Origin of the sequence: Aquimarina sp. ERC-38, assembly GCF_026222555.1 — a bacterium.
GTDB lineage: Bacteria > Bacteroidota > Bacteroidia > Flavobacteriales > Flavobacteriaceae > Aquimarina.
Window position 1 is genome coordinate 4,040,123 of record NZ_CP098511.1, and the last position, 14,743, is coordinate 4,054,865.

Consider the following 14,743-nt stretch of genomic DNA (forward strand, 5'->3'; position numbering starts at 1 on the left):
TTTTTCTTTCTTAAGCTCAGAGAATTAATTTCTTTTATAAAAACTTTTTACTACATGAAAAATATACTTTTAATTCTAAGTATATGTTTTATACAGCTATTCTATGCTCAGGATTTGTCAGATGCTTTTCGATATGGAAATACGGAGATTTTAGGAACTGCTCGTTATAGAGGTATGGCAGGAGCTTTTGGGGCTTTGGGAGGTGATTTATCTGCTATCCATAATAATCCGGCAGGTGCCGCAGTTTTTACAAATAGTTTCGGATCTTTTACCCTGGGATCTGTAAATAAACAAAATGATATATTGTACAGCAATGACCTAACAGTGAATGAAGCTGTAGATTGGAATTTAAATCAGTTTGGTGCTGTATTGGTATATCGTAGAGACGGAGAAAGAAAAGGGTTAAATAAGATTGCTACTGCCCTATCCTACCATCAGACTGCTGATAATCGAAATAACTATAATATTTTGGGAAGGTCTAATACCTCAATCAATCAGTATTTTCTGAATGAAGCAGAGGGAATTACTTTGAGTCAACTCGATTTACAAAACGGACAAAGTTTTGATCGGGCGTATGCTGAAGCGGGAGAACGACAGGGTTTTGGTTTTCAGCAAGCGCTGTTAGGTTACGAAGCCTTACTTATTGATGCGGTTGATCCGGATGACCCAAATAACACTTCTTATGTATCTAATACCGGTTCCGGAAATTTTGACCAGGATTATCTATTTAACAGTTCTGGTATAAATGGTATTATGTCTTTCAATATTAGCGGAGAGTTTTATAATTCTTTATACCTGGGAGTTAATTTAAATTCTCATTTTATTGAATATAATCGATCCACTTCGTTTTTAGAAACCAATACTAATCCGGGAGTACCTATTAGAGATATTGATTTTAGAAACAATATTAGCACTACAGGTTCTGGGGTTTCGGCACAAATCGGTGGAATTTATAAATCCGGAAATATTCGGTTGGGACTAAGCTTTGATACGCCCACTATCCTGTTTATTCAGGAAGAATTGGTGCAATCCATTGATGCCTTTAGTGATGATGTAGGCGACATACGGGTAGCACCGGATGTAATTAACACCTTTCCGGAATATCAAATAACAACTCCCGGAAAGATTACAGGTAGTCTCGCTTTTCTATTTGGACAGTCCGGTTTGATTAGTCTGGATTACTCCTATAGGGATTTTAGCACCCTGGAATTTTCTTCAGATGAAGGAGTTGATTTTTCTGATCTAAATACTCAGATCGAACGTGAATTTAAAGAGGTAAGTACATTTAAAATTGGTGGGGAGTACCGATTAGGAAATTGGAGTTATCGTGCTGGTTATAGCTTTAGTGAAAGCCCATATCAGGATGCGGTGATCATTGGAAATACTACGGGTTTAGCCATGGGACTAGGTTATTCTTACGGAAAGTGGCGCTTTGATATGGCTTATGATACTTTTTTCCAGGATAGAAGAGAACAATTTTTTCCTAACTCCGGCTTTAACAATTCGGCTATCATAGAAAATTATAATACGTCCTGGATTTTTACGCTAGGGCTTCATTTATAATTATAAAGGGCTCTAGTTTATAATAGTATTAGTATATCAAAATCAACCTAACTATTTTATTTACAACTATATATCCTATCTTAAATCCTTTCCAAAGGAAAGAACTTTTAGCTATCTTCCCTGAAGAAAGCGCCTAAGAACGGGATTAGTTTATATAAATTAGAATTATCTACGCAATTTTAAACTAAAACCTTATATAATTCTATCACCATGCGCGTGTGGTTGTGAAATAACCAGGAATTCTAAAGGTTCTTTTGTTTCGTTTTTAATCTGGTGAAAATAATTGGGTCTGATGTATATACCTTCATTAATGCTTACTTCAAATCTTTTATTTTCGATGATAAATATTGCTTTTCCTTTTAGAACAAAGAAAAATTGTTGACTTTCTGTATGTTTGTGTATTACTTCACTAGTTCCCGGAGGCATTATCTCCTGAATTATACTAAGCTTTTTATTGTTTACTAAATGCCATCCCTGACAGGTTGATCCCCATTCGTAGGTTTCGCTGGTATTTTTAGAAATGATCATTTTGTTTTTTTAGATTGATAGTTGTTAAAGTGGGTATAAGATACTAATTGTTATAGATATATAACTCGTAGCTCGTTAGAATCATAAATACTTAATTTTCTACTTTATGATGAGAGGATTATACGTGTTTTCACCTTGTAGAAGTATAACCCGAGGTGCATTTGTACAATAATCATTTCGAAATCAGCTGGTTCGAGTGCTTCGTCCAAAGGAAGAAGTGAACTTCATCTACATTCAGCAGAACTATTGAGCTTTTCGACCAGGCTCAAGACGATAAGAATTTTAGTCAAAAAAGCTATGTAATCCTGAGTTAAACCGAAGGACTCGATATCCTCGATTAAATCAAGGTCAGGCTATTTTTTCTTTATTTCATTACGAAAAAACACTTGAATTGACGCTTTTTCCCTAGATACGCCATGGGTTAAGTATAGTTAAGACCAACCAAACTTACCGAATTAAAGAGAAACTTCCTGAAAAAGTTCTTCGCCTTCGGTTGGGATCCGTAGGTTCGTTAAACTCCACTTTAAACCAATATTGAGCGGAGGGCATTAAACTGCCGTTATAGGTACCATCCCATCCGGAAGATAAAGGATCTATTTGTTTTAATAGCTTTCCGTTTCGATCAAAAATATAGAGTAAAGCGGTCACCTGACCTTCCGGATTAATCAGGTTCCAGGTTTCGTGGAATCCATCTCCATTAGGTGTAAAATATTTAGGATACCCTAGTATCATCAGCGTTTCGGCAGAAACGACTTCATTATCAGGACATCCCCTGTATCGTGCCCGAACTTTATAATCCCCGGGAGGTACATTTTCAAAAACCGGAGAAGATTGAAATTCCCGAAGGGTGGTAAAAGATATCTCCCCTCTTACGTTGCCTTCTTTTTCTAACAGATATTCAAAATCTTCAAAACCTGCATCCGTAATTACAGGGTCAACAAGTATCTCTGCTGTAATAGTATATAAACCGGAAAAAGATTCTTCGGCTACACGTAAGCCAACTTCAAAATCCAGGGATAATACGTCTAATACGGCTACCTGATCCGGAGAATTCGCGACTTCACTACCCGTACTATCAAAGCCTTGCAACCTGTAAATACCATTAGCGTTTACTTCCAGAAAGGGTAAGGTTGCTCCGGCAATATTAGTAAACGTATCACTTCCGATAGGGGCATTTGACCATTGATAGGTAACCGCTGGTAAAATATTTTGCTCCGCATCTCCCGGAAACCTTCCTTCTATGGTAATAGGATATGCTCCGCAAGTGGTTATGGTTTCTTGTGCAATTCCTGGTTCCAGAATACTACAATCCGTACTTCCGGCTTCTTCTTCGTCTACATTGGTTTGCTCTAACTGAATAACACCGGATTCATCGGCAAAATTGGTGATTAGTACCAGGTAATATTCACCTTGCTGTGCATTTTCTATGGTAAAATTTTCAACAAATATCCGTTCTTCAGGTTGACGGGCGTAGCTGCAATCTATAATATTTGTATTATCTAAGTTGTTAATATAAAAATCGGGTTCATCGGCATTGTTTACACACTCTGCCGGTTGTATATTCTCCCCATCGTTGTTCAGGTCACAACCTTTGGCTAATACATCACAAACGACAAACGAAGTTTCAAACGGACCCCATGCAATAAAATCCACATCTAGTTGCCGTTCGTTACGATCCAGACGTTGGTCATCATCCGTATCCACCCATTGACGGATATCAAAGATAAGCCTACCGGATTCTTCAATTCGTAAAAAATACCAGGAAGGGTTCGGGGTTGTATTTAAGCAACCTATTTCGCCAAACCCATCTAAATCTCCGATTTTATTAGGAAACGTAAGGCGTTCAGACTCATCAGAACAAAAAGGTTGTGCTAATTGACAGGCAGTATCAAAGTCATCCTGGGCACTTATATGAAACAATCCGCATAAAAATATGATTACATATAATACAAAAGAGGGGAATGATTTGGTCATAGTAGGTTACGCTTATATTGCAAATAGCAAAGATTATTTAGCTTTTCCTTATAGCAATAATTAACTATACGTTCAAAATCGTATCTTTGCTTTCACACAATAATTATCCGGGGCCGAAAAAATTTTTCGGTGACGAAAGATACAAAAAACAAGCTAATTCTTGAAAAAAAGTTACTTTTAAACGATTTTTTTATGACATTCGTCGAAAATTAGAAAAAGTACCTACAGATTTAAAATATAATTGAGTGAAAATAGATAAAGCCCTGGAAGCTCTGGAGGCGATGGGAGATAATCATATTGCTACCAGTGCAGTAAACCCGATTCGTGAAGATGCTTTTGATACATCCGACGAAGATAAAATAAGGAGTATTACTAAGGATGTTTTTCATATTATGGAGACCCTTGGACTAGATTTAACTGATGATAGCTTAAAAGGTACTCCGCACCGGGTGGCAAAAATGTTTGTTAATGAGATTTTTGCCGGTTTGCATCCGGATCGCAAGCCAAAAGCTTCGGTATTTGAGAACCAATACCAGTACGGTGAAATGTTAGTTGAAAAAAATATAACTGTTTACTCCACCTGCGAACATCATCTGTTACCCATTGTAGGCCGAGCGCACGTGGCTTATATTTCTAACGGAAATGTGATTGGTTTATCCAAAATGAACCGGATTGTGGATTATTATGCTAAAAGGCCACAGGTACAGGAACGGATGACCATGCAGATTGTACAGGAATTGCAAAAGAGTTTAGGAACCGAGAATGTTGCCTGTATTATTGATGCTAAACATTTATGTGTAAACTCCAGGGGGATTCGGGATATAGAAAGCAGTACGGTCACCAGTGAATTTGGCGGTGTTTTTAAAGATAAAGCGGTAAAACGGGAATTCCTTGATTATATTAAACTGGAAACTAATTTTTAGTAATACTTAACCCGTGGTGCATTTGAATAATTATAATTATAAAACCCGTCAGTTCGAGTGCTTCGACCAAAGGAAGAAGTGTACTTCATCTAAGTTCAGCAGAGCTATCGAGAACATGGATTTTAGTCAAAAAAGCTATTCTCGATATAATTTTTCTTCATTTCATTTCGAAAAAACACTCGAATTGACGCTTTTTTCTTTAAATATACTACTTGTTGTTTTTTATTATTTTCCAATTAAAACCTACAGATTCTAAGCTATTATGTTGTACACTTCACAGCAACTTAAAATATATAATTCGCTCAACGGGCAAAAAGAAGATTTTACACCTATTACCTCCGGTAATGTAGGTATGTATGTGTGCGGACCTACGGTGTACAGCAACGTACATTTAGGTAATTGTCGTACTTTTATTTCTTTTGACCTTGTTTTTAGGTATTTACGTCATTTGGGCTATAAAGTCCGTTATGTTCGTAATATTACGGATGCGGGACACCTAGAAAACGATGGGGATGATGGAGAAGATAAAGTTGCTAAAAAGGCACGTATTGAGGAGTTGGAACCCATGGAAATCGTTCAGCGGTACACCCTGGACTTTCATCATATCCTGGAAAAGTTTAATAACATCCCTCCTAGTATAGAACCTACTGCTACCGGACATATTGTAGAGCAAATCGAAATTATTAAGACTATTATCGATAAGGGTTTTGCCTATATTGCTAATGGTTCAGTATATTTTGACGTCCTTAAGTACAATGAATTTTACGAGTATGGTATTTTAAGCAAACGTAATCTTGAAGATATGATTGCGAATACCCGTGAACTTGCTGCGCAAAGTGATAAAAGGAACCCGCAGGATTTTGCGCTTTGGAAAAGAGCAGAACCTCAACATATTATGAGATGGCCTTCTCCGTGGAGTGATGGTTTTCCCGGTTGGCACCTGGAATGTACCGTAATGAGTACCAAATACCTGGGAGAACAATTTGATATTCATGGCGGGGGAATGGATTTAAAGTTTCCGCACCACGAATGTGAGATTGCCCAGGGGGAAGCGGCAACCGGAAAAAAACCGGTAAATTACTGGATGCATGCCAATATGCTTACCCTTGACGGTAAAAAAATGTCAAAATCCACTGGAAATATTTTATCTCCGGCTGAAATTTTTACGGGAACCAGTGATAAGTTAGATAAAGCCTATGCTCCTGCCGTGGCTCGTTTTTTTATGTTGCAGGCGCATTACCGTAGTATTTTGGATTTTTCTAATAGTGCTTTAGAGGCTTCTGAAAAAGGTTTTTATAAGTTGATGGAATCGCTACAACACCTGGATCAATTGGAAACCAGTGCAAAAACGGAAGGTTTGCAGGTAGAAGGCTGGATTGAAGCTTGTTATCAGGCAATGAACGATGATTTTAATAGTCCGATTTTAATTGCTAAACTCTTTGAAGCAGTAAAATTTGTTAACCTGGTTAAAGAACAAAAGGCTAGTATTACCCAGGAAGATTTAGTACTGCTTAGTAAAAAAATGAATGCTTTTGTTACGGATGTCCTGGGGTTAGTACCTGTTGATACTCAAAGCAATTTACAGGATGACAAACTTAGCGGAGCCATGGAGTTATTGATAAAATTACGAAATGAGGCCAGAATTAATAAGGATTTTGCCACCAGCGATAAAATCCGGGATGAACTGGAAGCGATTGGTATTCAATTAAAGGATAGTCGAGAAGGAACTACGTATAGTTGGTAGGGCTTCGAGTGGCCTCAGCCCTCGTTTTGCAGGCTTTTGGCTTTTAGTGACCTCAGCCCGCGGTTTTCGATCTTTTGGGTTGTTTTAGTCTTTAAAGTAGTTTGAACTTTGGTTATTTAAATTCAAACCTTGGGTTAGAAAATTAGCGTCAGTCTGAGTGGTTTTGGATAGAAAATAGTATCGAAGACAAGATAATTTTTGGTTAAAAACTATAAACCTGAATTAAATTGATGGGAGTCGATATTCTCAATCAAATTCAGAACAGGTTATTTTTCTTTATTTTACTACGAGAAATTACTCAATTTGACGGTTTTAGTATAAAGTACCTTTGCTATATTTGGATTTGAAATTATTAATGTCCGGTTAAAATATATAACAGTTTACAAAGTATAGTAAAATAAAATAATTCCAAACTTTGAACTGTTTAGAGGTTGCTTTTTCACTTTTTAAAAAGTAGTTTGTTCTGTAATGTAAATGTTGGCTCTAATTTAGGATAGCGTAGATAATTCCAATTCATGTAAATCCCATTCCCAGCCCTTACCAAAGGGAAAGTAGCTAAAAGTCCTTTCCTTTGGAAAGGATTTAGGATAGGGTAAATATCTGTAAATAAAATAGTTGAGTCAATTTGATACATCAACGCTATTATAAACTAGAGCTTAAATGTTTATTACAATATTGATTTTTAATACTATAAGGATTAGTCTTGATTCCTGATTCTAGAAGCGATAGCGATCTTGAATCCTTACCGGACACTAATGATTTGAAATATAAGATTAGAATTAGCGATATTTAAAATTTCAGTGTTATAGATTATCACTCGTTACATTTTATTTTCCGGTAGAAACTTAAAGTAATGTATTATATTGTCATCTAGTATACTTATATATAAAATTGTAGATAACTAAAAAGCTTTTGGCTTATGCCTAATGCCTAACATCTAAATAACTGTATTTCACCTTGCCCACTTTTAAAAAAATAATACTATTTACATTTATCACTTTAATCCGAGGGTATCAGCGTTTTTTATCTCCTCTACTCCCACCCTCTTGTCGGTATCAACCTACCTGTTCGCAGTATACTCTGGAAGCTTTGCAAAAACATGGGTTATTTAAAGGTGGTTGGCTGAGTATCAAACGGATTGCAAGTTGTATGCCTTGGGGAGGTCATGGTCATGATCCGGTACCTTAATTTATCTTACTTTTGTGTGCTTGTTTAAAACTCTAATTCGATAGTAGGACTTGGGTGAATAGAAATAGGAAGCAAGAGACAAGAAGCAGGATCGCTACGCTTTAAGAATTAGGAATCAGGATTGGTAGCACTTTGGGATTTAGGAAACAGGAATAAGGATCGCTACCCTTTTGAACGTAGGACGTGGGATTCTGGATTCCGGACTTGAACTTATTAAATTTAGTATTATTAGAAGGCTCTTTACACCACTCTCTTATAAATTCCTATATTTATCCCTGACTTTATAGCATCGTATGATATTTCTAAAATTTGTCTGGAATCCGATACAAGGCATTGACCTTGGATTTTTTATGATTCGGTTTTATAGCTTAATGTTTGTGGTCGCCTTTTCATTGGGGTACTACTTAATGAAAAAAATCTATATTCGTGAGAATGTATCTTTAGAAAAGTTGGATTCCGTTTTTATGTATGCGGTTATCGGCACTTTGGTAGGTGCACGCTTGGGTCATGTTTTATTTTATGATTGGGATTATTATAAAAATCATTTACTAGAGATTTTTCTACCGGTACGCTTTAACCCGGAATTTGAATTTATCGGTTTTCAGGGACTTGCAAGTCATGGAGCGGCTATTGCTTTTATTATTGCCATGTATTATTATGCTAAAAAGGTACTCTATAAACATCCGTTATGGATTATGGACCGGGTAACCATCCCAGCTGCTTTTGGGGGTATTTTTGTTCGTTTGGGTAATTTCTTTAATTCTGAAATTATTGGCGAACCTTCTGGTAATTTTCCATTAGGTGTAAAATTTGTAAGAGATGGCATTAGCAAACGTGAAGTGGTTAAAGAAACCGGAATTAACAATCTTAACGAAGCTTATGCAGCAATTGTAGATAACCCGAAGTTCGCTACCCTTCTAGAAGCTATTCCCTTTAGGCATCCGGCACAGTTATACGAAGCTTTTGGGTATGTATTTGTATCTTTTATTTTATACTTTTTTTATTGGAAAACGGAGAAAAGAAACCAACGTGGATTTTTATTTGGAATGTACCTAATTCTAATTTGGGTAGTCCGATTTTTAGTAGAATATGTAAAACAAAGCCAGGGTGGTTTTGAAGATGCCCTAGGCCATGCATTGTCTACCGGTCAATGGTTAAGTATCCCTTTTATTGTAATTGGTTTATATTTTGTTTTTACAGCGAAAAAAGTGAATACTTGATGGCAATCTTAGCAATCACGTTTTATTTATTTCTTAAGTAAGTAAAGTAGCCTTTTGATTTCTTTAAAAATTCCGAAGCATTTTTACTATTTGCTACTTTCCCATAACAAAAGCTGAATTGTCAGATCATGATAAAACGAAATGTTTAGTTTTTTTACCCTTGTATAGTTTTTATTCTGAAACTACTGGCAATCTATTTCTAAATACTCTTCTAAGGTAATAAACGGCAAAAAGGAAAATGGTACTATAATTTTTATCTATGAGTTTAACTGTTCAGGTGAAGTTTGAAATAAAACCATATTTTCTTCTTTTAAAGTTACTGGGTGTAGATTCAATAATAACAATATTCTTTCTAAAAATATCATCTAAGAGTGATGATTGTAATACAAAAATGATTTGTAGTAAAAATCCGATAAAAATTTTAGGGAAAAAAGAGTATGTTAATATTTTTATTATTTTAGAAGTAGTAATAATGAACGAAATGAATTACTGACCGAAATCGAACTAAATCAGGCACGAATATATTAGTTAAAAATCATGAAATTCTAGTACTAACATCAATATATATGAAATTAGAGAAAATTTTAGACAAACTTGGTTCAATAGAGAAGAATTCCTTTATTAAAATTATAGACAATATAATATCGAAAAATCCAAAAAACTCGAAACAGATAGACAACATTCTAAGTTCATCAGATAAGGGATTAAAATCTGTTGATAATCAAAATATCTCAAATATATTTGCTCTAACATCCCACGAATTTCAAGAACATATCAAATGCGAATTCCAGGAAATCACATCACAATTAGATATTCTTATCGATATTATCATTCGTGATGGAAATTGTATAATGAAGCAGGATTGGTTTTCGAGATTGTACGAATCTGAAATTAAACAACTAAAGGTCAAAATTAAAGCGCTAAACGCCGACTTTGAAAACGATAAATCAGAATTGAGTGTGACGCGGAAGAGAGACTACAAAATTTATAAGGCATGTCTACATACGGCCTATCATAATGATACTGTAAATAATAGAGATGCAAAAATAACTTCTGACGAGTTATCTATAATTCTTACGCTTTCAAAGCAATTAGGTCTATCTCAAGAAGAAGTAAAATTAATCAATTATTCAATTTTACCGATTAAAAAATTAGACATTCAAGAAGTCATTAAAGGTTTAAAGAACATTGGAGTCATCTTTTTTTCAAATAAAGAAAATACCATTTACGTTGCAGACGAAATGGTAAGAATTTTACGTAATGTAAGAGAAAAAGAAGTGGCTGAAAAGTTTTATCGTAGAACTTTAAAGCTATTGCGTGAACCTATTATTAATCAAATTAGTAAAGAACATAATATTGATAGAAAATTATCTTATTCACAAAAAATAGAGGAGATAATAAAAGAAGGTGTTTCTTTTACTAACCTACTCTTAGATGATATCTATAAACAAGGAAGCACCTTAACAGAAAGAAAAAAGACATTAAATGAACTTTGTGAAAAAGGTTTAAATATTTCAAACCTAAAAGGAAGTACTTTAGACGACAAAATCAGTAGTCTAATTAATCATTTTGAGAATGTTGAGCGTGATGAAAAAGTTGGGATTTCCATAGATGGCTTTGATAAACTACTTACAGATTTAAATCAATCCATTCCTAAATTAAATAAGCAGATTAAAGACCAATTTGAGCTGCAAGACGAGTTTGTTTTAAAAGCAGATTTTCTGCTTGATTATAATATTAAACCCAGAGATATTCTGGATTTAATAGTAAAATCTGACATAATTAAATTTATAAAAGACAACGGTATCAAACAACGGGGAGATAATACTTTAAATATTCTTGAACATTATAAGGATGTAGAGAATTTATATTTAGAAAATTATGAAAATGTAGCCTATAGAAACCTCAATTTATTAAAGGACAACGGAATTACTGTTAAAGAAAGCGAACTTGGAATAAAATTCGAAGATCTTACTAAAATTATTTTTAAAGGTTTGGGGTTTAACGTAGATGACACGTTAAAAAATAGCTTGAATACAAAAAAAGATATGATTGATATTCTGTTACATTTAGGTAATAATGAAATTATAATAGTAGAATGTAAAACGAGTAAAGAAAGAGGTTATAATAAGTTTAGTACTGTTTCAAGACAATTAAAATCTTATCAAAATTTAGCACTTAAAAATGATCTGCGTATTTTGAAAATATTATTGGTTGCCCCTGAGTTTAGTGATGATTTTGTTACGGATTGCGAAATGGATACAGAAATGAATTTATCGCTTATAACTGCATCTACCTTAGCAAATATTTCAGAAGCTTTTAAAACATCAAAATACACAGAGTTTCCTCACGTTCTGTTTAGAGATATAGTTATTAATGAAGACCGAATTGTAAAGGCATTAAGTAAATGATAGTATAAACTTCCCCACAGAAATTAAGCAAAAACAATATAAACCCCTACTACAAGTAAACAAATAACAACACCAACTATTTTAGTGTACTTCCAGGGTTCAATATATTCTGGTTCCCCGGTATATTTTTGCTCAAATGGGGTTTCTCTGGGGTATAATTTACCAATAATGATCATTAATAATATAATAAGTACAGTTAGAATTGCCATCATATGTAAAAAATGAGGAAAAAATCCTTCAAGGATCGTTGCATCTAGTATAATATAAGCAAGGTACAATCCCGCACCGGCAAAAATTGCAACTTTAGCAGCAATTGCCGGAATACGTTTGGATAAAATACCCAATACGACTATGGTTAAAATAGGAACACTATAACATCCGTTTACTTGTTGCAGGTAACTAAATATACTTTCGGTATATTGTAATAAAGGAGCAATAAACATGGCAAATAAAGCCAATCCGATTCCAAATAGTTTTCCGGAACGTTCAACTTTCTGTTCGGAAGCTTCTTTGTTAATATAAGGTTTGTAAATATCCAGTGCAAATAGCGCTACCGAACTATTTATAGCACTATTAAACGAACTTAAAATCGCCCCAAAAAGTACCGCAGCAAAGAATCCCACCAAAGACGTGGGAAGTACTTTATTCACTAACATCGGATACGCTTCATCTGCCTTTTCTAAAGTATCCCCAAACATGTGAAAAGCTATAATACCGGGTAAAACTACTATGATAGGACCTAATATTTTAATAAAGGAAGCTAATAAAATTCCTTTTTGTCCTTCTTCTAAGTTTTTTGCCGCTAAGGCTCGTTGTACAATAGCCTGGTTCGTTCCCCAATAGAACAACTGTACCAACATCATCCCTGTAAAAATAGTGGCAAAAGGAATGGAACTTTCACTATCACCAATAGCATCGAACTTATCTGCATTTTCTTCAAATAAAATATTCATTCCATCCATCATACTACCATCTCCTATTGCGATAAAACCAAAAACGGGGATCATAACACCTCCTATTAATAATCCTACGGCATTTATGGTATCTGAAATCACTACGGCTTTTAATCCGCCAAAAACACCGTAAATTGAACCTATGATCCCAATACTAAAAACACAAATCCATAAAGCTATATTATCCGAAACCCCCAAAAGTTGGGGTACGTCAAACATGGTATTAATAGCTATAGATCCGGTATATAAAACAATAGGTAAAAATACAACGGCATACCCGGTAAGAAATAATCCGGAAGTTATATACTTTGTGTTTAAATCATAACGTTGCTCTAAAAATTGAGGGATAGTTATAATTTTTCCTTTCATATAACGGGGTAATAAAAATATAGCTGTAACCACCATAGCAATAGCTGCTAAAGTTTCCCATGCCATTACTAAAATACCTTCCGTAAATGCTTGCCCGTTTAAACCAACAATTTGTTCGGTGGATAAATTGGTTAATAATAAAGAGCCGGCAATAGTAAGTGCTGTCAGATCCTTAACTATAATGTCACCTTTATATTTACGAGAAGCAAAATAAGTAATGACGGCAACCAGAATAGTAAAGCCTAAAAAAGATAATATTCCCACAAGATAGCGTTTTTATTGTTAGTGCAAAGATCAAAGCGTTTTAGTAATTTTATGATTAAATCAAAAAATACCGCGCTAATGTAAGTACTTTATAACTAATTATTATAGAAATTATTAAATTCTTACTTAATTAGCTTAGTTTAATACAAATCTTATAGTAGGTCGTTAAACAAGGCTTATGCTATCATACATTTATAAAAATAACATTTAAAGGAGATTTTCACTTTGCAAACGGATGTAAGACAAATTTTACCGTTCCACTTTAAACCGTATAAACATCCTACCTTTGAAGATATAGAGAGTAATTTCTATGGAGTCTAAAACACCCATAACTTACCCTTTCCTCAAGGGAAGGGAACTAAAAAAGTGTAACTAATATACCTTTATTACTGGTACTAATCTTAAGGCAACAATCTTATCTGCTTTAAAAAACTTCGTTAGATTCTTTAAGCTTTTCGGTATTAGCTACTAGTTGTAACTCATCGATAATTTTTTGGATATCTCCGTTAATAATATTCCCCAGGTCGTAGAGGGTTAAATTGATACGGTGATCAGTTACCCTACCTTGCGGATAGTTGTAAGTCCTAATTTTTGCAGAGCGGTCCCCGGAAGAGACCATACTTTTTCGCTTTTCTGAATCGGCAGCTTGTTTTTTAGCCAGTTCTAGTTCATATAATCGGGATCGTAATACTTTTAGCGCTTTTTCCAGGTTTTTATGAGACGATTTCTGATCCTGGCAACTTACAATCATTCCGGTAGGTTCATGATGTAATTTAATTGCAGAATAGGTGGTATTTACGGATTGCCCTCCCGGCCCGGTAGATGTAGTCCTTTCAATACGTACTTCAGTCATATCCAGTTCCACATCAAATTCTTCGGCCTCAGGAAGTACCATTACCGTTGCCGCACTGGTGTGTACCCTCCCCTGGGTTTCGGTTTGGGGTACGCGTTGTACCCGGTGTACTCCGGCTTCAAATTTTAAAGTTCCGTATACATCTTCCCCATTTACTTCAAAAATAATTTCTTTAAAACCACCACTGGTTCCTTCATTCAGGTCTACTGTACTGGTACTCCAGCCCTTCCCCTCGCAATATTTGGTATACATACGGTATAAATCCCCGGCAAAGATACTAGCTTCATCCCCTCCCGTTCCAGCTCTTATTTCAACCACACAATTTTTAGCATCTTCCGGATCTTTAGGCACCAGCATAAACCGGATTTTCTCTTCGAGTTCCGGTAAGGATTCTTTGGCCTCTTCTAATTGCAATTTTGCCATTTCCGTCATTTCTTCATCACTGCCATCTGCAATAATTTCTTCGGCTTCTTTTAAATTGTCAGTAAGTTCGATGTAACGTTCCCGCTCATCCATCAACAATTTTAAATCTTTATATTCTTTGTTAAGTTGTATGTATCGCTTTTGATCTGCAATAATATCAGGTTGAATGATCAAATCATTTACCTCATCAAAACGTTGTTTTACTATATTTAATTTATCTAACATGTTTGAATATATCCTTTCTTAGAATACAAAAATACGCTTTTCCTTAGAACTGCTGGAGCGTTCAAAAAATTAATACCCCTGAAATCTAAAAAGCTGATGGAGTAG

Annotated in this window: 10 protein-coding genes; 6 read left to right on the plus strand and 4 right to left on the minus strand. The window is 34.9% G+C overall.

The window, feature by feature from the left end:
- The first annotated feature begins 54 nt into the window (after positions 1-54).
- Entirely contained in the window at positions 55-1,563 is a 1,509-nt protein-coding gene (locus NBT05_RS16835; protein WP_265771070.1) for a transporter, read from the plus strand.
- 192 nt (positions 1,564-1,755) lie between these two features.
- On the opposite strand, the gene NBT05_RS16840 is transcribed toward NBT05_RS16835, so the two are convergent.
- Positions 1,756-2,091: a cupin domain-containing protein gene (locus NBT05_RS16840; RefSeq protein ID WP_265771071.1), complete on the minus strand. Its 336-nt coding sequence runs from the start codon at positions 2,089-2,091 to the stop codon at positions 1,756-1,758.
- Between the two features lie 447 nt (positions 2,092-2,538).
- Complete coding sequence (locus NBT05_RS16845) at positions 2,539-4,065, minus strand: T9SS type B sorting domain-containing protein (protein WP_265771072.1); 1,527 nt, start codon at positions 4,063-4,065, stop codon at positions 2,539-2,541.
- 245 nt (positions 4,066-4,310) lie between these two features.
- Here NBT05_RS16845 and folE point away from each other — a divergent pair, with 245 nt between their 5' ends.
- From folE to NBT05_RS16870, 5 genes are all read left to right on the plus strand, one after another.
- Positions 4,311-4,988, plus strand: coding sequence for a GTP cyclohydrolase I FolE (folE, locus tag NBT05_RS16850; RefSeq protein ID WP_265771073.1), 678 nt, complete (start codon positions 4,311-4,313; stop codon positions 4,986-4,988).
- 259 nt (positions 4,989-5,247) lie between these two features.
- Positions 5,248-6,732 carry a cysteine--tRNA ligase gene (cysS, locus tag NBT05_RS16855; protein WP_265773263.1) on the plus strand — a complete coding sequence of 495 codons (1,485 nt, stop codon included), beginning with the start codon at positions 5,248-5,250 and terminating at the stop codon, positions 6,730-6,732.
- Positions 6,733-7,689: 957 nt separating this feature from the next.
- Positions 7,690-7,920: a membrane protein insertion efficiency factor YidD gene (gene yidD / locus NBT05_RS16860; RefSeq protein ID WP_265771074.1), complete on the plus strand. Its 231-nt coding sequence runs from the start codon at positions 7,690-7,692 to the stop codon at positions 7,918-7,920.
- Between the two features lie 293 nt (positions 7,921-8,213).
- Entirely contained in the window at positions 8,214-9,140 is a 927-nt protein-coding gene (lgt, locus tag NBT05_RS16865) for a prolipoprotein diacylglyceryl transferase (protein WP_265771075.1), read from the plus strand.
- A 566-nt stretch (positions 9,141-9,706) separates the two neighbouring features.
- A complete protein-coding gene (locus NBT05_RS16870) occupies positions 9,707-11,551 on the plus strand; it encodes a hypothetical protein (protein ID WP_265771076.1) in 1,845 nt (614 codons plus the stop codon).
- Positions 11,552-11,574: 23 nt separating this feature from the next.
- Here NBT05_RS16870 and NBT05_RS16875 read toward each other — a convergent pair whose 3' ends face one another.
- Positions 11,575-13,137 (minus strand): solute:sodium symporter family transporter, encoded by a 1,563-nt coding sequence (locus NBT05_RS16875; RefSeq protein ID WP_265771077.1) that lies wholly within the window; start codon positions 13,135-13,137, stop codon positions 11,575-11,577.
- 424 nt (positions 13,138-13,561) lie between these two features.
- Positions 13,562-14,638 carry a peptide chain release factor 1 gene (gene prfA, locus NBT05_RS16880; RefSeq protein ID WP_265771078.1) on the minus strand — a complete coding sequence of 359 codons (1,077 nt, stop codon included), beginning with the start codon at positions 14,636-14,638 and terminating at the stop codon, positions 13,562-13,564.
- Positions 14,639-14,743: the final 105 nt, after the last annotated feature.